The organism is [Mannheimia] succiniciproducens MBEL55E (assembly GCF_000007745.1).
Taxonomy (GTDB): domain Bacteria; phylum Pseudomonadota; class Gammaproteobacteria; order Enterobacterales; family Pasteurellaceae; genus Basfia; species Basfia succiniciproducens.
This window is the reverse complement of sequence record NC_006300.1, coordinates 289,930-314,540: the sequence shown is the minus strand read 5'-3', so window position 1 is coordinate 314,540 and position 24,611 is coordinate 289,930. Positions and strand designations below refer to the sequence as shown.

The following is a 24,611-nucleotide window of genomic DNA, read 5'->3' as shown; positions in this document are numbered from 1 at the left end:
TAATCTATTAAATAATTAAACTTGCTATGAAGGTTGCAAGTAATCCGCCTAAACTCATGAAAATACTTGCATTACTCAAGGTTTTCAACCCTGTTTTCATATCGAATCCACAGCAATTTGTATATACCCAGAAATAACTGTCATTTACGTGGCAATATGCACGTGCTCCGGCTCCCGATGCCAGGAAAATAAGAATAGGATCAATGCCTAACTGGGTTGCGATTGGTGCAGCCAATGTTGCTGATGTAATGACCGCAACCACACCTGACCCTTGCACAATTTTTAAAATGGCTGAAATCACAAATGGAATCAGGATAAACGGTAAACCGCTTGAAACTACTGCTTGTGCCAAAGAATCACCTGCACCGGATGTTTTTAATATTTGACCCAACGCGCCGCCTGCAGCAGTAATGAAGATAATAGAACCTGCGTCTTTTAAGCTGGAATCCATAATTTTCAATACTTTTTCTTTACCAATGCGTTTTCCTAATAAAGCGATGGCGGTTAATGCACCGATTACCAAGGCAATATTCGAATCCCCGATGAATTTGGTCACTGAAAGCACAGGACTGTCTTTCGGAAAAATTGCAGCACAAGTTGTATTTAAAAGAATGAGCACTATTGGCAGTAAAAGTGGCATTAACGAAGCAAGACTACCCGGTAAATTGGTTTCATCCACTTCTTTTTCTTCCACCACAGTTTCTACAAACGTGTAATAATCCGGTGATTTTTTCATTAAATAGAAATGAGCATACATCCAACCAAATAAGGTCATAACCACTGCGGCGAATGCCCCCCAGATAATTGCTCGACCAATATCAATGCCCAACAAACCTGCTGCTGCCAACGGTCCAGGCGTTGGTGGAACATAAACGTGGGTTGCCAGTAAACCGGCAGACAATGCCACCGCTAATGCTGCAAGCGGTATTTTGCTTTTTTTTGAAATCGCTTTAATTAAAGGGGACAGAATTAAAAAGCCCACATCACTAAAAACAGGAATCGAAATTAAATAGCCACTAATTGACATTGCAATTGACGAGTTTTTAGTACCTACCAAACGAACAGCATCGAGCGCCATTTTATGAGCAGCCCTTGATTGTTCAAGATAGTTACCCAGCATGGTACCGAAAATAATCACCAGTCCGATGCTACCTACGGATTTAGAGAACCCTGCCACAATATCCTTAATAATTTCAGTTGTTCCCATACCGGATAAAATGCCAATGGTAAGTGCGGTTGCCAGTAAGGACAAAAACGCACTGACTTTAAGTTTTAATGCTAAAAAGAGTAAAACTGCAACTCCTATAATAAATGCAACTGTAATAGACATAATCAATCTCCTAAGGCGACACTAGAGTTTTAACCATGGGTTAGCTTTAAAATAAGATTGCTCGAAAGCCAAAATATCGTCTTTCATTGACAAGGTGAAACCGACTGCATCTAATCCCTTAATCAACATTTCTTTTTTTAGCGGATCAACGTCAAAAGCAATTTCACCATTTTCAGTAAGAACTTTTTGACCTTCCAAATCAACAGAAATAGTATTGGTTGCAGGGTTACTGACTGTGGTAGCAATTTGTTCGATTTCTTGGTCACTGACACAAATTGTCAATACGCCATTACGTAGACAGTTATCATTAAATATTCCCGCAAAAGAAGTCCCGATTAGTGCTCGGATACCTAATTGTTTTAACCCCCATACCGCATGTTCACGACTTGAACCGCAACCAAAGTTAGGCCCTACGACCAAGAATTGCGAACCTTGCCAATCAGCTTGATTTAAAATAAATTTTTCATTCGGAGTACCATCCAGATTAAAACGTAAGTCAAAAAAAACACCTCGGTCCAAACCCTTACGGTCAATGCCCTTCAAGAACTGTTTTGGCATAATCACATCGGTATCGGTATTTGCCGCCATCATTGGCGCCGCTTTTGCCGTAATTAAAGTAAATTTATCCATGATTAGTCTCCTTCAACGAATTTACGCACATCTACTAAATGACCGGCTACAGCTGCGGCTGCCACCATAGCAGGGCTCATTAAGTGGGTTCTTGAGCCTGCGCCTTGACGACCGGCAAAGTTACGGTTGGTACCTGAGGCACAACGATCACCCGGCGATAACACATCTTCATTCATCGCTAAACACATTGAACAACCTGATTGACGCCATTCAAAACCTGCATCAATAAAAATTTTTGCCAATCCTTCCGCTTCAGCTCTAGCTCTAACTTGAGTTGAACCCGGAATAATCATGCCTCGTACACCTTGTGCAATTTTTCTGCCCTTAAGTACTTTCGCCACTTCACGTAAATCTTCAATACGTCCATTTGTACAAGAACCAATAAAGGCATGAGAAATTTTTATCTCTTCAAATTTCATACCGGGTTCAAGCCCCATATATTCAAGAGCGGCTTGGTAGTCTTTACGTTTTTGTCCTTCAGGTAATAAATTGGGATCCGGAACTTCACCGCTAATGACGTCGGCTTGATCCGGACTAATACCCCAAGTAACAAACGGTTCTAAATCAGAACAGTCCATGTGAATTTCTTTGTCAAAAACGGCATCATTATCGCTTTTCAACTTACGCCATTCTGCAATTGCTAAATCCCACATTTCGCCTTTTGGCGCTCTTGGCGTACCTTTGATATATTCATAAACCTTTTCATCAGGAGCCATAAATGCACCGCGAGCACCACATTCCACTGCCATATTGCAAATGGTCATTCGTCCTTCAACGCTGAGCTCATCGATAACTTCACCGCAAAATTCAATAGCGTAATTAGTTGCGCCATCAGCTCCGATTTTTGCCACTAACGCCATAATCACGTCTTTTGCCGTTGTGCCGAAAGGTAATTTGCCGGTCAAAGTCACACGCATATTTTTCAATTTTTTATACACTAGGGTTTGCGTCGCCAAAAGGTGTTCGATTTCAGATGTTCCGATACCGAAACCAAACGCACCGAAAGCGCCATAGGTAGTAGTGTGGCTATCACCTGCTGCAATCACCATTCCTGGTAAAGCTAAACCTTGCTCATGCGCCACTACATGCTCAATACCTTGGCGTGGATCAGTAACGTCAAATAATTCAATATCAAAAAGCTTACTGTTTTCACGGAAATAATTAACTTGCAATGTGCCGCCGGGATCAGTCATATTGGCATCACGTACAGGACGAGTAGGATTAACATGATCCACATTCAATAGAATTGATTTTTTATTCCAAACATCGCGATTTTCCTCACGCAAGCCACTGAAAGCTTGCGGGCTGGTATATTCATTTAGAATAGTTCTATCAATGTAAAGTAATACATTCCCTTCATTATCAAGTTCTTTAATAGTGTGGGAATCAATATGTTTATCGTAAAGTGTTTTACTCATAGCATTCTCCAAAGTTTTCGATTAGGATCGTCGCGAGTATAAATACGCACTTTTTGCATGTCTATGAATTACAAGCTTTTTTAGTGTGAAATAACTATTTACGAAATGTAAAAATAATAAAAAAATACGTGTTTTTTATAGGGTTATTAGAATTTGAGTAGAAATTTGGCGGGGTTTTTATTTTATAAATTGCATGATAAAATTCAGAGATCTTTTTTGATACAAATTTTAATGATATGAACCGTATTTTCGCTGAGCAGCTTTCTCCGTCTCTAGCCGGCCGATTGGCAAAAGTATATTTACTTGTGGGCCAAGATCCGCTGCTGCTCAGTGAAAGCCAGGATAATATTATTCAGGCGGCGACTAAATCGGGTTTTGATGAAAAACTGGAAATCCAAATTGATAACGGCACCAATTGGAATGATCTGTTTGAGCGCTGCCAATCTATGGGCTTATTCTTTTCCAAACAGGTCATTACCTTACATTTTCCGGAAAATCCGACCGCACTTTTGAGTAAAAATCTGGCGGAATTAATAAGTCTGTTAAATTCGGATTTGTTGTTAATTTTACACTTCGGTAAATTAACCAAACTCATGGAAAAACAGGATTGGTTTATTCAATCCGAACAATATGATAGAAACGCCGTTCTGGTAAATTGCCAGACACCGACGGCGGAACAATTACCGCGCTGGGTGGCAAACCGTTGTAAAGCAATGGGGTTAATCGCCGAACAGGATGCCGTTCAATTATTATGTTACAGCTATGAGAATAATCTTCTTGCTTTAAAACAAACTTTGCAATTATTAGACCTGCTACACGCGGATCATAAACTAACCTTTGTGCGGGTTAAAAATATTGTGGAACAGTCTTCGGTTTTTACGCCATTCCAATGGATTGATGCGCTGCTGGAAGGCAAAGAAGCGCGAGCCCGACGAATATTAACCGGTTTGCAGGCGGAAGATATACAACCTATTATTCTTTTACGCTCGTTACAACGGGAATTAACCATCTTATTACAATTGGCAAAGCCGCAACATAAAACCGCCTCGGTGGATTCCGCATTACCGGTTGCACAGCTGCGTGAAGGTTTTGACCGTTTAAAAATCTGGCAAAACCGGCGCCCTCTATTTACTCAGGCTTTTCAGCGCCTTACTTACCGTAAGCTTTATCTTGCCGTTCAGCAATTGGCGGAATTGGAACGATTGGCCAAGCAGGAATTCAGCGCGGACATTTGGGATCAATTGGCTAATATCATTCCGAAAATTTGCCGATAATTATTAATTTTCCAGCCTTTTTATTAAATACATCTCTTATATTTTCATGAAAAATCAGATTTTTATTAAATATTTTTCAATCTGGATTTTTCTTCTTATAAAACTATTGAAAATCAATGTAAATCCGTGTATATGTTTGTCTTGTTCGGGCTAAATTCGGAACATTCACAACATATCAATTATTTTCTCTATACTGGGGAACTCTCTATGAAAAAATTATTAAAATTATCATTAGTAGCCGGCCTCGCCATGACAGCGCTTGCCGTACAGGCTGAAGAGCGTTTTATCACTATCGGTACCGGCGGACAAACCGGGGTTTATTATGTAGTCGGTCAGTCTATCTGCCAATTAGTAAATCGTGATACGGCAAAAACACAAATAAAATGTAATGCGCCTTCAACCGGTGCCTCTATCGCTAATTTGAACGCTATTGCAGACAAACAAATGGATATGGGGATTGCGCAATCGGACTGGCAATATCACGCCTATAACGGCACCAGTGCTTTCGAAGGTAAGAAAAATGAAAAATTACGTGCGGTGTTCTCACTTCATGCGGAACCTTTTACCTTAATGGCGCGTGACGATTCCGGCATCAAAACCTTTGACGACTTGAAAGGCAAACGTGTAAATGTGGGCGACCCGGGTTCCGGCACAAGAGCGACAATTAACGTAATTATGGCTGAAAAAGGCTGGACGGATAAAAACTTTAAAGTTGCCGCAGAATTAAAACCGGCGGAGATGGCTTCAGCAATGTGCGATAACAACTTAGACGCCATTACTTACAACGTAGGTCACCCGAACGGCGCATTAAAAGAAGCCGCCGCTTCCTGCGATTCGCATTTAGTGCCGGTCACAGGTCCCGAAATTGATAAATTAGTCAGCGAACATTCTTATTATGCTAAAGCGGTAATTCCGGGCGGCTTGTACAAAGGTACGGATAATCCGGTGGAAACATTCGGTTCTTACGCGACTTTAGTCAGCTCGACTGATGTGGATGCGGATAAAGTGTATGCGGTAGTAAAAGCGGTATTTGATAATTTCGATCGTTTCAAACGTTTACACCCGGCATTCGCTAACTTAAAAGAAGAAGACATGATTAAAAATGCGCTTTCGGCACCGCTTCACGAAGGTGCGGAACGTTATTATAAAGAACGTGGCTGGTTAAAATAATTAAGCGCTTTATCATGCTTTTTGATACATAAATTAATGTATCAATCACTTAATATTAACCCTATGCCATTGGTGTAGGGTTTTTTATCTATTTTCGAGGAACCTATGTCAGAAAAAATTCAATCTGTCGATTATGATGATCTGAGAGACTTGGTTGCATCTAATGATGAGGGTGGGCGTAACCCTGCTGGATTTCCCAAAAAACTCATCGTAGGCACCGCCATTTTGTGGTCTGTTTTTCAATTGTATTACACATCGCCGTTTCCGTTTTGGCTGCAAGAAGTGTTAACCCAAAATAATATTGATCTCAATGTAGTTGTGGACGACACTAAAGCAAGATCCGTTCATTTGGCTTTTGCGTTATTTCTTGCCTACCTTTCTTTTCCGGCGCTCGCTACTTCGCCTAAACACCGCATACCAATTATTGACTGGATTTGTGCCACTGCCGGGGCGTTCTTAGGCGCTTATTATCTGTTCTTTTATCAAAGTCTGGTAACCCGATTCGGCGCGCCTAATCTGCAGGATATTATCGCAGGCTGTATTGGTATTGTACTATTGCTGGAAGCCACACGCCGAAGCCTTGGTTTACCTCTCGCAGTTATTGCCGTTATCTTTTTGTTGTATAACTTCTTCGGGCAATACCTGCCTACAAGTTGGATTATCAGCCACCGTTCCGGTTCATTATCGCAAATCATTAACCAACAATGGATCACCACGGAAGGCGTATTCGGCGTCGCCCTGGGCGTTTCCACAAAATACGTATTCCTCTTCGTTTTATTCGGAGCTTTATTGGATAAAGCGGGGGCAGGTAATTATTTTATTAAAACCGCTTTTGCTTATTTGGGTCATTTAAGCGGCGGCCCTGCTAAAGCAGCGGTGGTTTCTTCGGCTTTAACGGGCTTGGTTTCAGGATCATCTATCGCCAATGTGGTAACTACCGGCACATTCACTATTCCCATGATGAAACGTGTAGGTTTCACCCAGGAAAAAGCGGGAGCCGTTGAAGTGGCGTCTTCCGTAAACGGTCAATTAATGCCACCGGTTATGGGCGCAGCCGCTTTCCTGATGATCGAATATATCAATATGCCTTATAACGAATTGATCCTGCACGCATTTCTGCCGGCATTAATTTCTTATATCGCATTGGTTTATATTGTTCATCTCGAAGCCTGTAAAATGGGTTTAAAAGGGTTGCCGAGAACCGATCCGGCAAAACCGTTTTTGGTAACGTTAATCCGGGCAATAGGTACTTTCTTAACGCTTTGCATTATTTATTTTGTGCTTGAATTAACGCTGGGCTGGCTAAAAACTGCGGTGCCAAATGAAGCATTTTTAATCGTCTGCCTGTTATTGCTGATTGTTTACATTCTGCTCATTCGTCGGGTGGCAAGCTTTCCGGATCTCGAACCTGATGATCCTAATGCAAAAATTGTCGTTCTGCCGGCAACCAAACCGACGGTAAATGCCGGCTTACATTATTTATTGCCGGTTGTGGTTTTAATGTGGTGTTTAATGATTGAGCGTATGTCGCCGGGTTTGTCCGCTTTTTGGGGAATTCTCGCCTTATCCGCTATTATTATTACCCAACGACCTCTATTAAGCCTGTTCCGAAAAGAAAACACGGATAAATTTATCCAACTTAAAGAAGGCGTACAAGAACTGATTAAAGGTTTGGAAACCGGCGCCCGCAATATGATCGGTATCGGCATTGCCACCGCAACCGCCGGCATTATCGTAGGTGTGGTGTCATTAACCGGTTTTGGCGTGCAATTGTCCGGTATTATTGAAATTCTCTCCATGGGCAACGTATTGCTCATGCTGATTTTAGTGGCAATCTTCAGTTTAATTCTCGGTATGGGGCTACCGACTACGGCAAACTATATTGTGGTTTCATCCTTAATGGCGCTGGTTATCGTTGAAGTGGGTAAACAAAACGGACTGATCGTGCCAATGATTGCGGTCCATTTATTTGTATTCTATTTCGGTATTATGGCGGACGTCACGCCGCCTGTAGGCTTAGCCTCCTTTGCCGCAGCGGCGATTTCCGGCGGAAGCCCGATAAAAACAGGGGCAACTGCGTTCTATTACAGTTTAAGAACGGCCATTTTACCCTTCCTGTTTATTTTTAACACTGACCTGTTATTACTTGATGTGGGTTGGGCAAAAGGTATTTTAGTATTTATTACCGCAACCATTGGGGTAATGGCGTTTACAGCCGCAACCATGGGATATTTCTTTACTAAAAATAAAAAATGGGAAGGCTTTGCCCTGATACTTGCCGCATTTATGCTGTTCAGACCGGGTTTCTTTATGGAATATGTTTCACCTACGGAACGCCATATTGAACCTGCTCAATTAGTGCAGGAAATCGAAAATGCGGCGGCAGGGCAAAATCTGACAATTAAAGTAGCCGGATTAAATCCTTATGGCAAAGAAATTGAGTTTTATTCAAAACTCAGTATCCCGGCAGGTGAAAACGGTGAAGAAAAATTAAAAGCCATGGGTTTAACATTATTGAATACCGGAGAAAAGATCCAGATTAACGGCAATGAAACCGATAAGATTTTAATTGATAATGTTGAAATTGATTCGCCTGCCGCCAAAGCGGGCTTAAATTGGGATCAAACCATTATTGATGTCGAAGTGCCAAAAAATTCATTACCAAAAGAACTGATGTTTATTCCTGCATTGCTGCTTGTTTCTGCGCTTGCATGGAATCAACGCCGTCGTAGAAACAGCTAATCATATTGGCATAGCAATATGCCAATGTTGACGTAATAAGGATTTTATATGTACAAAAATATTTTAATCGCCATCGATCTCAGCAATTTAGACAGCGCCAAATATGTAGTGGATACCTGCTTAAAACTCACGGAAGATAACCCGCAGGCGATATTTCGCGTAGTCACCATTATTGAGCCGATGGACGATAGTTTTATCTCCGCTTTTTTACCAAAAAACTTCGATAAATCCGTATTGGAGGAAGCAAACAAAGCTTTGCATGAATTCACGGAAAAAGCCTTCCCGAAAGGGGCAAAAGTGCAACATATCGTTTCTTACGGTACGATTTATGAAGAAATAAACCATCTGGCGGATGAAAAAAATGTGGATCTCATCGTCATGCTGGCAAGTAGCCAACCCAACGCAAAAGGGTTGAGCGCGAACACCGTAAAAGTGGCGCGAAACACCGATAAACCGGTATTAATTCTTCGATAAATAAAAGTTGAAAAACTGATTTTATCAGCAATAAAAAACAGCGAGCCTATTTTGACTCGCTGTTTTTTTAACAATTCATTTCTGCCAACAGGCGCTGAATCAATTTGGAATTTGCCGGCGGAAATTGAGATTCGTCCAGGTCAAGCTGTTCAATCCAAAATCCTTCCTGCCCCTCCCGTCCGAAAGGCTCGCCAATCCATTCGCTGATCAGATAAAAATAGAAATGAATAATTTTATTCGGATATTCAAACACAAATTGCTCAAACATAACGGGATTTAGCGCAACAATACCGACTTCTTCCTCCAACTCCCGTTTAAGCGCTTGTTCCGGCGTTTCGTTTACATCCACTTTTCCGCCGGGAAACTCAAGGGATTGCGCAAAATCCTGCCCTTCTAAACGCTGAGTAAGATAAATCTGTCCGAATTCATTACGGATAATACCTGCCGCAACCTGCACTGTTTTTTTATCCACAAACTAATCCTCATTTAGTCAAAATCTATCAAAAAGTGCGGTCAAAAAATCAAAAATTTTAACCGCACTTTTATCAATTATGCCTCGTGAGCCGCTCGGTTACCGTGGCAATGTTTATATTTTTTGCCGGAACCGCAAGGGCAAGGATCGTTACGCCCGATACGCTGTGTTGTCTGCGCAACACTGCGCTCGCCGGAGGCGCTGTCGTCAGCATAATCCTTGCTTTCCGCCGCTGCCTGTTGAGCCGCCTCTGCCTGTGCTTCTTCCTGAGTGCGTACCTGTACACGGCTTAAAGTGCGGATAACCGTTAGTTTTAAAGCATCTAACATTTCCGTAAACATTTGGAAAGATTCTTTCTTGTATTCCTGTTTCGGATCTTTTTGCGCATAACCGCGTAAATGAATACCTTTGCGCAGCTGATCCATAGCGGCTAAATGCTCTTTCCATAATTCGTCGAGCGTTTGCAACATCACGCCTTTTTCAAAGTTACGCATGGTCTCCGCGCCGACAATTTCTTCTTTGTGTTGGTATTCTTCCACCGCCGAAGCAATAATACGTTCGCGTAAGTTATCCTCGTGCAACTGGTTATCTTCTTCTAACCATTGCTGAATCGGCAGATCTAAAGCAAAATCCTGTTTTAAGCGTTTTTCCAATTCGGCGATATTCCATTGTTCCTCTAAGGATTGAGGCGGAATATATTGATCAATCACTTCGTTATAGACATCTTCGCGGATAGCTTTAATGGTTTCCGAAATATCCTCATGATCCAATAAATCGTTACGCTGCGCATAAATCGCATGACGTTGATCGTTCGCCACATCGTCAAATTGTAACAGGTTTTTACGGCCGTCAAAGTTATGGGCTTCTACCTTCGCTTGAGCGGAGGCAATCACTTTAGCCAGCAATTTAGATTCCATTGCTTCGCCCGGCGTACTGAAAGCTTTACGCATCATGTTCAGTTTACCTTCGTTGAGGTAAATACGCATTAACGAATCATCTAAGGATAAATAGAAACGTGAAGAACCCGGGTCGCCCTGACGACCTGAACGACCGCGCAACTGGTTATCAATACGGCGGGACTCATGACGTTCCGTACCGATAATATGTAGCCCACCCGCTTTCATCACCACATCATGGCGCTCCTGCCATGCGGCTTTTAAGGCCTCAAGCTGTTCTTCCGTCGGATTTTCTAACTTCGCCGCTTCCGCTCTCCAGTTACCGCCTAATACGATATCCGTACCGCGACCCGCCATATTGGTTGCGATAGTCACCGCTCCCGGATAACCGGCGTTGGCAATAATTTCCGCTTCCTGTGCGTGGAATTTAGCATTCAGTACGTTATGAGGAATGCCCGCTTTATCCAATTCGTTAGAAAGCAATTCCGATTTTTCGATAGAGGCGGTACCCACCAACACCGGCTGGCTACGGGCTACGCATTCTTTAATATCCTCAATGATCGCCTGGAACTTATAAGCTTCGCTTTCAAACATTACATCGGTACGGTCATCGCGAATCATAGGTCGGTTAGTTGGAATAACGATGGTTTCCAACCCGTAAATTTGTTGGAATTCAAAAGCCTCGGTATCCGCCGTACCCGTCATACCCGCTAATTTTTCATATAAGCGGAAATAGTTTTGATAAGTAATCGAAGCGACAGTTTGGTTTTCACCCTGAATTTTTACATGTTCTTTTGCTTCAATGGCCTGGTGCAAACCGTCAGACCAACGGCGCCCCGCCATAGTACGACCGGTATGCTCGTCAACAATAACGATTTCACCGTCTTTTACAATATAATCCACATCGCGTTCAAACAAAGTGTGAGCGCGCAATGCAGCATAAATATGATGCACTAAACCGATTTTTGCCGGCGAATATAACGATTCGTTTTCAGTCATAAAGCCGTTTTCAATTAACCAGTTTTCGCATTTTTCCTGACCGCGCTCGGTTAAATGCGCCTGTTTGGTTTTCAAATCTAAAGTAAAATCGCCGTCGCCCTGATATTCTTCGGTATCTTCTTTATCCTGTTTAACTAATAACGGAATTAATTTATCAATGGCGATATAAAGTTCGGAGCTGTCTTCCGCCGGACCTGAAATAATTAACGGCGTACGGGCTTCGTCAATTAAGATTGAATCCACTTCATCCACCAGCGCATAATGCAATTGACGTTGGAAACGTTCTTCTTTGCTATGTGCAAGATTGTCACGCAAATAATCAAAGCCTAATTCGCTGTTGGTCGCATAAGTAATATCCGCCTGATAAGCGGCGCGTTTTACTTCCGGCGGTAACCCCGGGATATTCACGCCCACCGTCATGCCGAGGAACTCAAATAACGGGCGGTTGGTTTCCGCATCGCGGTTCGCCAAGTAATCGTTCACGGTAACCACGTGCACGCCTTTACCGGTTAGCGCGTTTAAATAACAAGGTAAGGTGGCGGTCAGGGTTTTACCTTCACCGGTACGCATTTCCGCGATATTACGGTTAGTCAGCACCATACCACCAATAAGTTGCACGTCAAAATGGCGCATGCCTAACACGCGACGGCTTGCCTCACGCACGGTAGCAAAAGCTTCCGGCATCAAACTTTCCAGACTTTCGCCTTTTTCCAGTCTGGCGCGGAATTCCGCGGTTTTCGCTTTTAATTCATCGTCCGTTAAGGCGCTAAAAGCGGGTTCTAAACCATTAATTTTTTTAACGACTTTATTTAATTTACGCAATACGCGGTCATTACGGCTACCGAAAATTTTGGTTGCAATAGTTTTTAACATAAAAATTCATTCTCTTTTCAATAAAAAATCTCAACGTCAGTCAAGGACGTCGAATCAGCCTGCTAATAATTGGCAGTTAATATTTAGGGTCTGTTTATCTTTTATACTAAAGGACTACCGCGAATCGGCGCATGAAAGTAGCTTGGAGAGAGGCAAAAGTGCGGTTCGATTTTAGCAAATTTCGGACAATCCACATTACATTGCTGTGCTTGCCGTTGCTGTACCGCAACCTGTTGTTGGATAAGAGCGGAGAATTTAGCCGCCGGCTGTTTAATTGATGTGCGCTGCGCCTGATAATTTTCATTGGTAACGGCATCGGAATAGTTCAATCCTTGAGCACAGGGTAAAGCAAATATCGCAATCATGCTTACGAGCAGTTGCGACCAGAAATTATGTTTACCCTTTGTTGAAATTTTCATCATTATTCAGACAGCCCAAAAATTTACCCTATTGTAACGGAAATTCGCTACAATGTCCTTATTTATTGGGATCAATTTAGGAAATTCAATCTATGCGCAAGCAAAAAATAGTGAATATTAAAGATCTGGTAGAAAGTTCCGATTTATCTAAAATTATGCAAAAAGGTCTGTTTTTGAACCGATTAAATCAACAGCTTCAGCAATGGTTCCCAAGCCAGTTTAAAGGAATGTATCGGCTGGCAAATTTTACGGAAAACGGTTTACATATTGAAGTGGCGAATGCGGTTGTGCGCCAGGGGTTTTTATTCCGCCGGCAGGAATTGCTGCAATTAGTACAAAAAGAATATCCGGAAATTACTCGACTTAATTTTAAAATTAATCCGGAATTAAACCGGTAAATTTCTTAGCCAAATAAAACTGCGGTCAAAAATCACAAAATTTTGACCGCAGTTTTCTAAAAAAAGCGCAATATCAATATATTACGCTCTATAACCCAAATTAAACGGTAAATTAAGCTTTTGCTTTTGCCGCCGCTTTAACGATTACCGCAAATGCAGGCGCTTTTAATGAAGCACCGCCCACTAACGCACCGTCGATATCCGGTTGAGTGAATAATTCCGCAGCATTGGCATCATTTACGGAACCGCCGTATTGGATAATGACCTGATCCGCAACCGCTTGTGATTTTGCAGCGATATGGCCGCGGATAAACGCGTGAACCGCTTGTGCCTGTGCAGGAGTGGCAGATTTGCCGGTACCGATTGCCCAAATCGGTTCATAAGCGATAACCGCACCGTTGAAAGCTTCAACGCCTAAGGCATTGATTACCGCATCGATTTGACGCGCGCAAACTTCTTCGGTTTTACCCGCTTCGTTTTCCGCTTCACTTTCACCGATACATAATACAGGGGTTAAACCCGCTTCTTTTAACGCACCGAATTTTTGTGCAACAAATTCATCGCTTTCTTTATGGTATGTGCGACGTTCGGAGTGGCCGATAATAATATATTTCGCACCGAAATCTTTTAACATTTCGGTTGAAATATCGCCGGTGAAGGCGCCTTTGACATTCACATCAACGTTTTGTGAACCTAATACGATTTTACTGCCTGCAAGTGCGGCTTCCGCTTCCGCAAGATACATTACCGGCGGAGCGATCGCCACATCACAACCTTCAACGCCCGCTAATTCGGCTTTTAAGCCTTCGATTAATTCTTTAGTAAACGCTTTGCTACCGTTTAATTTCCAGTTACCCATAACTAAAGGACGACGTGCCATAGTTTTTTCTCCATTTTGTAATTAATAAAAACGCCGACTACTATACCAAATTTTAATTATCAATTTAGTTTTTTTTCATAAAATTTTGATCTAGTAGATGATTATTTTGCTTTAAAAAGCTACAATTGCCCGAGACTTACAAAAAATAATCAATTTCCTTTTTAGCCTGGAACCGTCCCGATTAGTTATGAAAATATTTAAAGCAGAACAATGGAACCTTGAGGTCTTGCTCCCGCTGTTTGAGGAATATCGTTTATCTCACGGTATGGTAGAGAATCCGGAACGCACGTTTACATTCCTTAATAACCGCATCCGTTTCAGCGAAAGTATTATTTTTATCGCCACCAACGAACGACAACAAGCCATCGGCTTTATTCAGCTTTATCCCCGCCTGTCGTCTCTACAACTACAACGCTATTGGCAACTGACCGATATTTTTGTGCAGGATGTAGCGAACCAGAATGAAATTTATGCCGGTTTGATCGAAAAAGCGAAAGAATTCGTTTGTTTTACCCATTCAACCCGTCTTGTAGTCGAACAGGATCAGCAGCATCAAGGAATCTGGGAAAAAGAGGGCTTTAAATTAAATACCAAGAAAGCCCTGTTCGAATTAAAGCTATAAAAAACCCCGTTTATCATAAACGAGGCTTAGAACTTAAAGTAATGGCTGCAGTTCTTCGGGAATTAACTTCGGTTCGGGAATAAATAACTGTTTATGGCGGTTAAGCTCGCCTTTTTCCAGGATAATCGCGCTTTTCGGCACTTTAAACGCTTTACTCAAATATTTCAGTAAATGTGCATTTGCCGCGCCATCTACCGGCGGCGCGGTAATCGCAATTTTCAATTCGTCATCATGAATGCCGATAATTTTATCCCGACTCGCTTTAGGTTGTAAAAAAATACGTAAACGCAAGCCTTCCGCCGTTTGTTCTATTGCCGACATAACTAAAATTCCGCCATTTTCTACCGCACTTTTAACTGGCTAACTGCCATAAAATACCAAAAATGTCATACAGCACTTTATCGGCAAAGAATAAACCGAATGCCAGCACCATCGGTGAAAAATCAATCATTCCTGTTCTCGGTAAAATCTTACGAATCGGCGATAACACGGGTTCGCCTAATTGATAGAGCAAATAGCTGAACTGATCATTACCGCGATTAAACCAACTGAGAATCGCACCGAAAAAGATCACATAAAAGATCATTTTTCCGAAAGCAGCCACCACCGTTAATGCGCCAATCAACACATATTGCAGCCATTCCTGACGGATGATTTCCGCCGCCCATTGCCCGTTTGCGATATATAACAGCGGTACCTTCACCATGCCTAATACAAACACAAAAAATAAGGCGGCAAGATCGATGTTTTTGACCGTCGGAATGGCTTTACGTAACGGCGTTAAAACCGGGTTGGTCAGTTTTACGATTCCTTGAGAAACAGGATGATAAAAATCAACTTTGCAATACTGCAACCACATACGCAACATCAAAACGAATATATATAAGCCGAGTGCCGTACTAATTAAAAATGAAATTGAACTCATAGATTTTCTTTTCCTAAGATAAACGCTTGCCAGCCTAAATGACAGGCAAAGATTTATCGTTTTCATATGCTAAAAGTGCGGTAAAATTTACCGCACTTTTAGCTTAAAAGCAAAATTTACAACCAGCCTTTACGTTTAAAATACATATATGGCGTTACGCCCGCAGCGATCATTAAGCCGATTGCCATCGGATAACCGTATTTAAAGCCCAGTTCCGGCATAAATTCAAAGTTCATACCGTAAGTGGAAGCCACTAAGGTTGCCGGCAGGAACATCACCGATACTACGGAGAAAAATTTCATCACTCTGTTCTGCTCAATATTGATATAACCCATGGCCGCCTGCATCAAAAAGTTTACTTTTTGGAATAAGGATTCATTATGAGGTTGCAGAGATTCGATATCTCGCAAAATTTCACGGGCCTGCTCCAGCTGATTCGCCGGCAGGCGGGTTTTGCGCACTAAGAAACTCAACGCGCGTTGAGTATCCATCAAACATAAACGCACTTTCGAGCTCATATCTTCCTGCTCGGTTAAGGTACCAAGCGCGTCGTCAAAAGCCTCGCCCTGCTTGCCGTCTAAAATCACGCGACTCAAACGTTCCAAATCGGAATAAACGGTTTCAATCACGTCGGCTAACTGCTCGATTTTCGTTTCAAATAAATCCAGTAGCACTTCATAAGCGTTACATTCGTCCAAACGTTGATAACGGGAACGCATGCGATACAAACGGAACGCGGGCAAATCACGATCACGCAGGGTAAATAAACGACCGTCGCGAATAGTAAAGGCGACACTGGCTAAATCCGCATAATCTTCTTCGTCTTCACAATAAAAAAACGAGTGCAAATGCAAACCGTCTTCATCTTCGAAAAAACGTGCGGACGCCTCAATGTCTTCCAACTCAAGAAATGAAGCCAGACTTTGCTCTAAGCCGTCTTGTAAAATCTCACGTTCTTCGCTGGTAGGCTCGACCAAATCAATCCAAATAGCTTTATTTAACGTACTGAGATTATCCTCATCAAGACGGGTTAAGCGTGCATTTTCAAGTGCAAATGCATTTATCATTTGTCATACTCCCTAGGTTCTGCCTATGGTTATGAACAACGCAATGAACAAATTGAACACCAATAACATCAAAGTGCGGTCACAAAAAACAAAGTTTTTCGAACGTTGGCTTAGCCAGCGCCCCCGAAGGGATGAACAATCGCATCGGCGATTACAACTAATAAACGAAATTTTGATGTTATGTGGTAAAAAAGATACCATATAAAGTAAGTTGATACTTATCCACGAAAATCTCGCCGATAAGTAATGGCGAGATTTAGATGAAAGATTCCAATCGGCATCGACTGTGGCTGTCCAAAGTGTGTGTCCTCTTATTACTAAATCGCTGCGCATACTACGCCGTAAACGGCTTTTCGTCAAGATTTGTCGACAGACTTATAAGAAAAAAAGCCGCCTTAGACTAAGGCGGCTTGCAAATGCCGTGAAATTACGCTTCTTTTACAGGGTAATCCCACCAGATATCGAATAATGCGCTGACTTCTACTTGTTGTAACCCGTTGGATTCCAACCAGTTTTTTACTAACTCACGGTGGCTTTCGTCACATTTGCCTAATTTTTCCAAACAAACTAAACCTTCCCATTGCAAATAACCGCTGCCTTCATAAGCCAAACCGTTTGGCTGAATAACATCGCGAATAAAACGATCAACAACCTCGTCCACTTGTTCAATTGCCGTATTTTCTGCAAATTGCCAATTTACTAAGAAACCTAATTCCTGGAATTCGGCAAGGTGCATTTTTTTACGTTGTCTTTGATTACGTTTGATAGCCATATTATTTCTCCTATGGTCGTTGATTAATTCTTAATTTTTAACAAAATATAAATCCCACACGCCGTGGCCTAAACGATGACCGCGCTGTTCGAATTTGGTCAATGGACGGAAATCCGGACGAGGGATAAAATCATTGGTTTTTGAAGTATTAGTTAAGGCTTTCGATTGGCTTAACACATCCAGCATTTGCTCGGCATAATTTTCCCAGTCTGTCGCCATGTGGATAAAACCGCTTTGTTGTAGCTTTTGCATTACATTATCCACAAAATTCGGTTGCACAATACGGCGTTTATGATGTTTGGACTTATGCCAAGGATCCGGGAAAAACAGCTGCAAACCGCCCAAGCTATCATCCGCAATACAATCCTGCAGAATTTCCGTAGCATCATGGCAAATAACCCGCAAATTTTTCACCTGTTTTTCCACCGCATAAGCGATGCAGGCACCAACACCGGGCGTATGCACTTCAATTCCCAAATAATTGCGCTCGGGATTTTGTTCCGCCATTTCAACTAAAGATTTACCCATACCGAAACCAATCTCAAGAATAACCGGATTGGTATTGCCGTAAATTTCAGCAAAATCGAAATAGTTATTTTGATGCTCAAGCCCGAAATCAGCCCAATTATCATTCATCATATTGCGCTGAAATTCACTTAATCGCCCGGTACGCAAAACAAAGCTGCGAACTTTACGTTTATAGCGACCGTCTTCGGTAAATTCCGCCGTCTCCACGGTTTTACGTTTCTGATCGGCAAACGTTATTTTTTGTTCAGACATATTGTTCCTCAAATTTATTTGAGGGTGGATTATAAGCTAAAGTGCGGTAATTTTTTAATTAATTTTTAGCATTTAATAAAAAACCCTCGCATGATACACTTTCCCCTTGCTTTTTTACTTTTTATTTTGTTTTTATGTTGGCTCAATCATCTATTCAAGCGCCTTTTGCCCGCTCGGTTTTACGCTGGTACGATAAATACGGCAGAAAAAATCTGCCTTGGCAAAAAAATAAAACTTTTTATCAGGTTTGGTTGTCTGAAGTAATGCTGCAACAGACCCAGGTTAGCACAGTAATTCCCTATTTCGAGCGCTTTATCGACGCCTTCCCGACTATTAACGTACTTGCCGATGCGCCCTTGGACGAGGTATTGCATTTATGGACGGGATTAGGTTATTACGCGCGGGCAAGAAATCTACATAAAGCGGCACAAACCGTTCGGGATCAATATGGGGGAGAATTCCCGACGGATTTTCAACAAGTCTGGGATTTAACCGGCGTAGGAAGAAGCACCGCAGGCGCTATTTTGTCTTCGGTATTAAATGCGCCCTACCCGATTTTAGACGGCAATGTAAAACGCGTATTGTCCCGCTATTTCACCGTTGAAGGCTGGGCGGGCGAGAAAAAAACAGAAAACCGCTTATGGCGGCTCAGTGCCGAGGTAACCCCGACAGAGCGCGCGGCGGATTTTAATCAGGCAATGATGGACTTGGGCGCCATGGTTTGTACGCGCACAAAACCTAAGTGCGGACTTTGTCCGTTAAGCAAAAAGTGCGGTGCAACTTTAACGAATTCCTGGGAAAAATATCCGGCAAAAAAACCGAAGAAACAGTTACCCGAACGCGAAAGCTATTTTTTAATTCTGGCGCAAAACGGCAAAGTTGCCCTGGAACAACGCGAACAATCGGGAATTTGGGGCGGGTTGTATTGTTTCCCGCAATTTGAAGATAAATCAACCTTATTACAATATTTGCAACAATTAGGTATTAGGGAATATCAGGAATGGAGCGCGTTCCGCCATACGTTCAGTCATTTTCACCTTGATATTTTCCCTATTTATGCACAATACCGGCAAACGGAACGCGATGAAAACCGTTCCGATTGGAAAAAAATTGAAGAAAATGGCGCAGATTATAAATCTACTATATCAAGTACAATTAATTATTGGTATGATCCCGAGAATCCCGATCAAATTGGATTGGCGACGCCCGTAAAAAATTTATTAACCGAATTTCAAAAAGGACAGCATTATGTCAAGAACCGTATTCTGTGAATATTTAAAACAAGAAGCCGAAGGGCTGGATTTCCAGCTTTATCCCGGAGAGCTTGGGAAACGAATTTTCGACAATATAAGTAAGCGGGCATGGGGCGAATGGATGAAAAAACAAACCATGCTGGTTAACGAAAAAAAATTAAATATGATGAATGCGGATCATAGAAAATTACTGGAACAAGAAATGGTTAATTTCTTATTTGAAGGTAAAGATGTTCATATTGAAGGATATATTCCTCAAGCAACTAATTGATAAAAGTAATGAAGCTAAAAAAATTTCTTGTCTTACTCTTAATTCCGTTTTTATACGCCTGTTCGTCGGATCGTTCCGGTAATTACGATGACGCCTTTGCAAAAGATACTAACGGGTTAGATTTGCTCACGGGGCAATTCTCACAAAATATTGACCAAATTTGGGGCGTTAATGAACTTTTAGTGGCAAGCCGTAAAGATTACGTAAAATATACGGATAGTTATTACACACGTAGCCATATCAGTTTTGAAGAAGGTCAGATTACCATTGAAACCCTGGCTGATGCCAACCGCCTGCACAGTGCGATTGTACATACATTATTAATGGGGTCCGACGCCAAAGGTATTGATTTATTCGCCTCCGGCGACGTACCGATAAGCTCGCGCCCGTTCTTGGTCGGTCAGGTGGTGGATAATTTCGGACGTCAGATTAATAATATTGATGTCGCCAACAGCTTCGCCAGTTATTTATTACAAAACAGATTGCAAAGCCGTCGTTTAAGTAATGGTCGCACGGTGCAATTTGTTTCTATTCAGATGATTGCAAACCACGTTAATGTGCGTGCAAGAAAATATTTATCGTTGGTGCGTCAGGCGTCACGCCGTTACGGCATTGACGAAAGCCTGATTCTCGGCATTATGCAAACGGAATCCAGTTTCAACCCTTATGCGATTAGTTATGCCAACGCAATGGGTTTAATGCAGGTTGTTCCGCATACCGCAGGTCGCGATATATTTAAACTTAAAGGCCGTTCAGGGCAACCAAGTAAGAGCTATTTATTTGATCCTGCAAATAATATTGATGCGGGCGTGTCTTATTTATGGATTCTTAAAAATGAATATCTCGCCGGTATTACCAATCCGACTTCCATGCGTTATGCCATGATATCCGCCTATAACAGCGGCGCCGGCGCCGTATTACGGGTATTTGACAGCGATCAGGAATATGCCATTAACATCATTAACAGAATGCAGCCGGAACAGGTATATCGTATTTTGACGACCGTTCATCCGTCTTCACAGGCCAGAAACTATCTGCTGAAAGTAGATAAGGCGCAGCGAAGTTACCGTCGGGCAAGATAAATAAAATGTAAAAGCACATTGGATAAAACCAATGTGCTTTTTTATGTCATCAAAAAAATCGCACAAAAAAGACCGCACTTTTTCTTATTTCTTTCCCTTAAAATAGATAATATCGCTAATAAATCAAATTATTATTTCCTGTGTTAATATTGATTATCTTACTGAAAATGCAGATAATTTGTTGCTTTTCTATACTTTTTGCACATTTAACCGACAAACAAACAAAAAATTACATTTTTTTCAAAATAGGTGTTGACTTAGTTAGGAAAAAACGGTTTAATACGCCCCGTGTTAACGCAACGAGCGTTAAACGCCTCGATAGCTCAGTCGGTAGAGCAGGGGATTGAAAATCCCCGTGTCGGTGGTTCGATTCCGCCTCGAGGCACCAATTCCTCCTTAGTTCAGTCGGTAGAACGGCGGACTGTTAATCCGTATGTCGCTGGTTCAAGTCCAGCAGGAGGAGCCAAATTCAAAAAGGCTGTTAGTCGAAAGATTAACAGCCTTTTACTTATTTGTATTTTTGAACAATTAGGGTATCAATTATGAAAAAAATTTCGCTTTTTCTTACCGCACTTTTAGCCGCCTCATCGGCTCTTGCCGCCAATAATCAAGCGGCACCGCAACAAGAAAATGCAAAAACGGAATTTATGTTCGGCGCAAAAGCGGCAAATGATCCTGTCGGCATTTGGCAAAAAGACGGTCGTCATTTTTCAAAGAAAGATCTCTCAAAACAATTCTGCTGGACATTAACTAATTTCCGTTCCGACTCGGGAAATGTGAACATCACCATTACCTTAACTTCACCTAAAAATACAAACTTTAACCTTGGTGAACACATAAGTAAAAATACTACAACGCATATATTTAACTTTACCTATCCAATCACCCAAACTTATTACAACTGTTGGGCATTTGAAGAAAGCGATCCGGAGGGAAAATATACGTTAACGGTTAAGGCCAATAATACAACTTTCCCGACTCAGGTTTTTACCTTAACGAAATAACAGGCAATAAAAAGGCACAAATAAAGATTGTCTGAATCTCCATATTTGTGCCTTTTAGTTAATTAACTTGTTAGTTTGAATATTGGCGAATTGCGTTACCGATATCCTGATCGGCATAAATGCCGTTCACTACATCTTTCAATGCCGCATCCAGCGCTTTTTGAATATCTTCATTGCTCACTGTAAATGCGCCCTCATCCGTACGAGTCGTACCAATGCTCTTAGTAAAGTTGCCTTTAACGCCTTGAACATGAATTTGCAGCTGAATTTTAGAATTAATCTTATGGCGCAAATTGCCCTCTTCCACTTTGGCGTAAAAATCCTTTACCGAAACCAACATATGAGTATTTGCCGCATTTGCCGATCCCAAACGGAAGCCTTTACTATTTAAATTTTGCTGCATAACCTGTTGAAAAATGGTATCCACTTCAGGTGAAGCCGTTAGCGGGAATAGCGCTCCGTCACGAACATAACTGGAAACCTGTTTTTGGCTGCGTTCGTCTTTGGTTACCACCGCAACCACCGCATTTTGGTTACTCACATTTAAAGTGGTATTCGGCGCGTGAGGGGCAAAAGTCAATACGCTACTCGGCGCTTGGCAAGCCGCTAACAATACGCTTGCGACGGTAAGCGCCGCTAAAGAAAATTTGTTGGAAAGTTTCATGATCATCCTTAACTTTTATGAGATAAACGATAAACTAAGGCATTCGGTATAATTAGACGGGTCATATAACAATCCGTTTTTCTATATTAAACGCCTTCGCATTAATATACGCTTTTATTGTTGCAAACTTAAACCGGAATGTATAGCCTTTAACTCCCTTTGTGATTAATTTTTTAGGAAACTTATTATGTCTAAACAACAAGAACTGACTGAACGCCTAACCCGGCAATTTTCTCCGCTATTTCTTCAAATTGAAAATGAAAGCCATATGCATAGTTCCGATCGGGGCGGTGAATCCCATTTTAAAGTGGTTATAGTGACGGATGAATTTGAAGGAAAACCGAAAGTTGTCCGCCATCGTATGATTTATCAATTTCTCGCGCAAGATCTGGAAAACGGCATCCACGCACTGGCGCTACATACCTATACGCCGAAAGAATGGCAAAGCTTGGGAAAAATCATTCCAAAATCAACAAATTGCCTTGGCGCAGGATAATAATCCCGGCGATTTTGATCTATTTCGTTACGCAATCGTTTATTTTATATTAAAAAACCACTAAAAATGCGCCACATTAAGTGGCGAAGATTCCCTATTTTAGTTAAAATAGGGCGTTTGATTTTATCTAAAATTAATATTTATTGTTTTAAATTAAATAATATTTAAAAATATTCTTTTAAAACAGTAAATTACCCGAATTTGAGTTTTAATTTTATTTGGTTGGAGAACTGTTATTGCCGATTTGCGTCACTGACAAATTAGCATGACATTCAAAAATCATTACTCAAGACGAGGTTGCAGCGATATTTTCAGTTGGAAATTTGCTGTAACTATATTGTTAATCCAACAAAAAGTAGTGCAAACAAATGATTACGATTAAAAAAGGCTTGGATCTTCCAATCAATGGGAAGCCAGAACAAGTAATCCGTGACGGAAATGCCGTCACTGAAGTTGCTTTGCTTGGTGAAGAGTATGTGGGAATGCGTCCTTCAATGAAAATTCATGAAGGCGATACAGTGAAAAAAGGTCAAATTCTTTTTGAAGACAAAAAGAATCCGGGCGTTGTTTTCACCGCTCCCGTAAGTGGTACTGTAACCGCGATCAATCGCGGTGCTAAGCGAGTATTACAATCTGTGGTAATTCGAGTGGAAGGTAACGATCAAGAAACCTTCGCTAAATATTCACCGGCAGAACTAGTTTCATTAAGCTCCGAACAAGTGCGCCAAAATTTACAAACTTCCGGTTTGTGGACCGCACTTCGTACACGCCCATTAAGTAAAATTCCGGCAGTAGATGCGGTTCCTTCATCTATTTTCGTTAATGCAATGGATACTAACCCGCTATGCGCAGATCCTGCGGTGATTATTAACGAATACCAAGCAGACTTCACAAATGGTTTAACCGTATTAACGCGCTTACATAACAAAGTGAATTTATGTAAAGCGGCAGGTAGCAATATCGCTTCAGTTGATAACGTCGATAGCCATGAATTTGCCGGTGTTCACCCGGCCGGTCTTGTGGGTACGCATATTCATTTTATCGATCCTGTTGGTATCAATAAATCCGTATGGCATATCAATTACCAAGACGTTATTGCCATCGGTAAATTATTCACCACCGGCGAATTATTTACCGATCGCGTGGTAGCCCTTGCCGGTCCACAGGTTAAAAACCCTCGCTTAGTACGTACAAATATCGGCGCCAACCTTTCTCAGTTGACTGCAAACGAACTGGCGGACGGAAATAACCGTGTAATTTCAGGTTCGGTACTTTATGGTGCGAAAGCTGAAGGCGCACATGATTATTTAGGTCGTTACGCATTACAGGTTTCTGTGATTGCGGAAGATACCGAAAAAGAATTCTTCGGTTGGATTAGCCCTCAAGCAAACAAATATTCAATCACCCGTACCGTATTAGGTCACTTCGGTCGAAAATTGTTTAATTTTACTACCGCAGAAAACGGCGGTCACCGTGCCATGGTGCCAATAGGTTCTTATGAGCGCGTAATGCCGTTAGATATTCTTCCAACCTTATTACTTCGTGATTTAGAAGTAGGTGACACCGATTCAGCACAAGCGTTAGGCGCATTGGAGTTAGACGAAGAAGACTTGGCACTTTGTACCTTTGTTTGTCCGGGTAAAGCCGATTACGGTTCATTCTTGCGTCAAGCATTAGACAAGATTGAGAAGGAAGGTTAA

25 protein-coding genes and 2 tRNA genes are annotated in these 24,611 nt (G+C 41.7%); 14 read left to right on the top strand and 13 right to left on the bottom strand.

From position 1 onward, the window contains the following. Nucleotides 1-7: 7 nt before the first annotated feature. Genes MS_RS01540 through leuC form a run of 3 tightly spaced genes read right to left on the bottom strand, consistent with a single transcriptional unit; the run spans nt 8 to nt 3,378 of the window. Entirely contained in the window at nt 8-1,330 is a 1,323-nt protein-coding gene (locus MS_RS01540; protein ID WP_041639499.1) for a GntP family permease, read from the bottom strand. Between the two features lie 21 nt (nt 1,331-1,351). Then, complete coding sequence (gene leuD, locus MS_RS01535) at nt 1,352-1,960, bottom strand: 3-isopropylmalate dehydratase small subunit (RefSeq protein ID WP_011199516.1); 609 nt, start codon at nt 1,958-1,960, stop codon at nt 1,352-1,354. Between the two features lie 2 nt (nt 1,961-1,962). Beyond that, on the bottom strand, nt 1,963-3,378 hold the full coding sequence (gene leuC, locus MS_RS01530; RefSeq protein ID WP_041639498.1) for a 3-isopropylmalate dehydratase large subunit: 1,416 nt from the start codon (nt 3,376-3,378) through the stop codon (nt 1,963-1,965). A 236-nt stretch (nt 3,379-3,614) separates the two neighbouring features. Between leuC and holA the strand changes: the two genes are divergently transcribed. The 4 genes from holA (at nt 3,615) to MS_RS01510 (ending at nt 9,038) form a co-directional block, all read left to right on the top strand. Further along, nucleotides 3,615-4,652 carry a DNA polymerase III subunit delta gene (gene holA, locus MS_RS01525; protein ID WP_011199514.1) on the top strand — a complete coding sequence of 346 codons (1,038 nt, stop codon included), beginning with the start codon at nt 3,615-3,617 and terminating at the stop codon, nt 4,650-4,652. Between the two features lie 207 nt (nt 4,653-4,859). Then, nucleotides 4,860-5,822 (top strand): TAXI family TRAP transporter solute-binding subunit, encoded by a 963-nt coding sequence (locus MS_RS01520; RefSeq protein ID WP_041639497.1) that lies wholly within the window; start codon nt 4,860-4,862, stop codon nt 5,820-5,822. 105 nt (nt 5,823-5,927) lie between these two features. Then, nucleotides 5,928-8,564 (top strand): TRAP transporter permease, encoded by a 2,637-nt coding sequence (locus MS_RS01515; RefSeq protein WP_011199512.1) that lies wholly within the window; start codon nt 5,928-5,930, stop codon nt 8,562-8,564. 48 nt (nt 8,565-8,612) lie between these two features. Continuing rightward, entirely contained in the window at nt 8,613-9,038 is a 426-nt protein-coding gene (locus MS_RS01510) for a universal stress protein (protein ID WP_011199511.1), read from the top strand. Between the two features lie 67 nt (nt 9,039-9,105). On the opposite strand, the gene mutT is transcribed toward MS_RS01510, so the two are convergent. The 3 genes from mutT to secM all read right to left on the bottom strand — a co-directional run bounded on the left by mutT (nt 9,106) and on the right by secM (nt 12,700). Continuing rightward, the gene (gene mutT, locus MS_RS01505; protein ID WP_011199510.1) at nt 9,106-9,510 is read right to left on the bottom strand and encodes an 8-oxo-dGTP diphosphatase MutT; all 405 of its coding nucleotides are present in this window, start codon (nt 9,508-9,510) and stop codon (nt 9,106-9,108) included. A gap of 77 nt (nt 9,511-9,587) precedes the next feature. Beyond that, complete coding sequence (gene secA / locus MS_RS01500) at nt 9,588-12,278, bottom strand: preprotein translocase subunit SecA (protein ID WP_011199509.1); 2,691 nt, start codon at nt 12,276-12,278, stop codon at nt 9,588-9,590. 101 nt (nt 12,279-12,379) lie between these two features. Next, nucleotides 12,380-12,700, bottom strand: coding sequence for a secA translation cis-regulator SecM (gene secM, locus MS_RS01495; protein WP_011199508.1), 321 nt, complete (start codon nt 12,698-12,700; stop codon nt 12,380-12,382). Nucleotides 12,701-12,789: 89 nt separating this feature from the next. Between secM and MS_RS01490 the strand changes: the two genes are divergently transcribed. Further along, entirely contained in the window at nt 12,790-13,095 is a 306-nt protein-coding gene (locus MS_RS01490; RefSeq protein ID WP_011199507.1) for a DciA family protein, read from the top strand. A 112-nt stretch (nt 13,096-13,207) separates the two neighbouring features. Here MS_RS01490 and tpiA read toward each other — a convergent pair whose 3' ends face one another. Then, entirely contained in the window at nt 13,208-13,975 is a 768-nt protein-coding gene (gene tpiA / locus MS_RS01485) for a triose-phosphate isomerase (RefSeq protein ID WP_011199506.1), read from the bottom strand. Nucleotides 13,976-14,162: 187 nt separating this feature from the next. Between tpiA and MS_RS01480 the strand changes: the two genes are divergently transcribed. Further along, nucleotides 14,163-14,597 (top strand): hypothetical protein, encoded by a 435-nt coding sequence (locus tag MS_RS01480; RefSeq protein ID WP_011199505.1) that lies wholly within the window; start codon nt 14,163-14,165, stop codon nt 14,595-14,597. A 33-nt stretch (nt 14,598-14,630) separates the two neighbouring features. On the opposite strand, the gene yggU is transcribed toward MS_RS01480, so the two are convergent. From yggU to trmB, 5 genes are all read right to left on the bottom strand, one after another. Continuing rightward, entirely contained in the window at nt 14,631-14,918 is a 288-nt protein-coding gene (yggU, locus tag MS_RS01475; protein WP_011199504.1) for a DUF167 family protein YggU, read from the bottom strand. A 31-nt stretch (nt 14,919-14,949) separates the two neighbouring features. Further along, nucleotides 14,950-15,522, bottom strand: coding sequence for a YggT family protein (locus tag MS_RS01470; protein ID WP_041639494.1), 573 nt, complete (start codon nt 15,520-15,522; stop codon nt 14,950-14,952). 116 nt (nt 15,523-15,638) lie between these two features. After that, nucleotides 15,639-16,589, bottom strand: coding sequence for a magnesium/cobalt transporter CorA (gene corA / locus MS_RS01465; protein ID WP_011199502.1), 951 nt, complete (start codon nt 16,587-16,589; stop codon nt 15,639-15,641). A gap of 427 nt (nt 16,590-17,016) precedes the next feature. Then, complete coding sequence (locus MS_RS01460) at nt 17,017-17,361, bottom strand: YggL family protein (RefSeq protein ID WP_011199501.1); 345 nt, start codon at nt 17,359-17,361, stop codon at nt 17,017-17,019. 30 nt (nt 17,362-17,391) lie between these two features. Then, complete coding sequence (gene trmB / locus MS_RS01455) at nt 17,392-18,141, bottom strand: tRNA (guanosine(46)-N7)-methyltransferase TrmB (protein ID WP_041639493.1); 750 nt, start codon at nt 18,139-18,141, stop codon at nt 17,392-17,394. A gap of 134 nt (nt 18,142-18,275) precedes the next feature. On the opposite strand from trmB, the gene mutY reads away from it, so the two are divergent. From mutY to MS_RS01425, 6 genes are all read left to right on the top strand, one after another. Further along, nucleotides 18,276-19,412 carry an A/G-specific adenine glycosylase gene (gene mutY, locus MS_RS01450; protein ID WP_011199499.1) on the top strand — a complete coding sequence of 379 codons (1,137 nt, stop codon included), beginning with the start codon at nt 18,276-18,278 and terminating at the stop codon, nt 19,410-19,412. Then, nucleotides 19,390-19,665 (top strand): oxidative damage protection protein, encoded by a 276-nt coding sequence (locus MS_RS01445; protein WP_011199498.1) that lies wholly within the window; start codon nt 19,390-19,392, stop codon nt 19,663-19,665. The genes mutY and MS_RS01445 overlap by 23 nt, the downstream gene beginning before the upstream one ends. 8 nt (nt 19,666-19,673) lie before the next feature. Beyond that, nucleotides 19,674-20,747 (top strand): membrane-bound lytic murein transglycosylase MltC, encoded by a 1,074-nt coding sequence (gene mltC, locus MS_RS01440; protein WP_041639491.1) that lies wholly within the window; start codon nt 19,674-19,676, stop codon nt 20,745-20,747. A gap of 312 nt (nt 20,748-21,059) precedes the next feature. Further along, nucleotides 21,060-21,135, top strand: a tRNA-Phe gene (locus MS_RS01435). Between the two features lie 2 nt (nt 21,136-21,137). Beyond that, nucleotides 21,138-21,213: transfer RNA gene (locus tag MS_RS01430), tRNA-Asn, on the top strand. A 76-nt stretch (nt 21,214-21,289) separates the two neighbouring features. Beyond that, on the top strand, nt 21,290-21,751 hold the full coding sequence (locus MS_RS01425) for a hypothetical protein (protein WP_011199495.1): 462 nt from the start codon (nt 21,290-21,292) through the stop codon (nt 21,749-21,751). A 70-nt stretch (nt 21,752-21,821) separates the two neighbouring features. On the opposite strand, the gene MS_RS01420 is transcribed toward MS_RS01425, so the two are convergent. Continuing rightward, on the bottom strand, nt 21,822-22,415 hold the full coding sequence (locus MS_RS01420) for a YajG family lipoprotein (protein ID WP_041639490.1): 594 nt from the start codon (nt 22,413-22,415) through the stop codon (nt 21,822-21,824). A gap of 187 nt (nt 22,416-22,602) precedes the next feature. On the opposite strand from MS_RS01420, the gene MS_RS01415 reads away from it, so the two are divergent. Beyond that, nucleotides 22,603-22,911, top strand: a complete 309-nt coding sequence (locus MS_RS01415; protein WP_011199493.1) for a BolA family protein — start codon at nt 22,603-22,605, stop codon at nt 22,909-22,911. A gap of 368 nt (nt 22,912-23,279) precedes the next feature. Continuing rightward, nucleotides 23,280-24,611 carry a Na(+)-translocating NADH-quinone reductase subunit A gene (locus tag MS_RS01410; protein WP_011199491.1) on the top strand — a complete coding sequence of 444 codons (1,332 nt, stop codon included), beginning with the start codon at nt 23,280-23,282 and terminating at the stop codon, nt 24,609-24,611.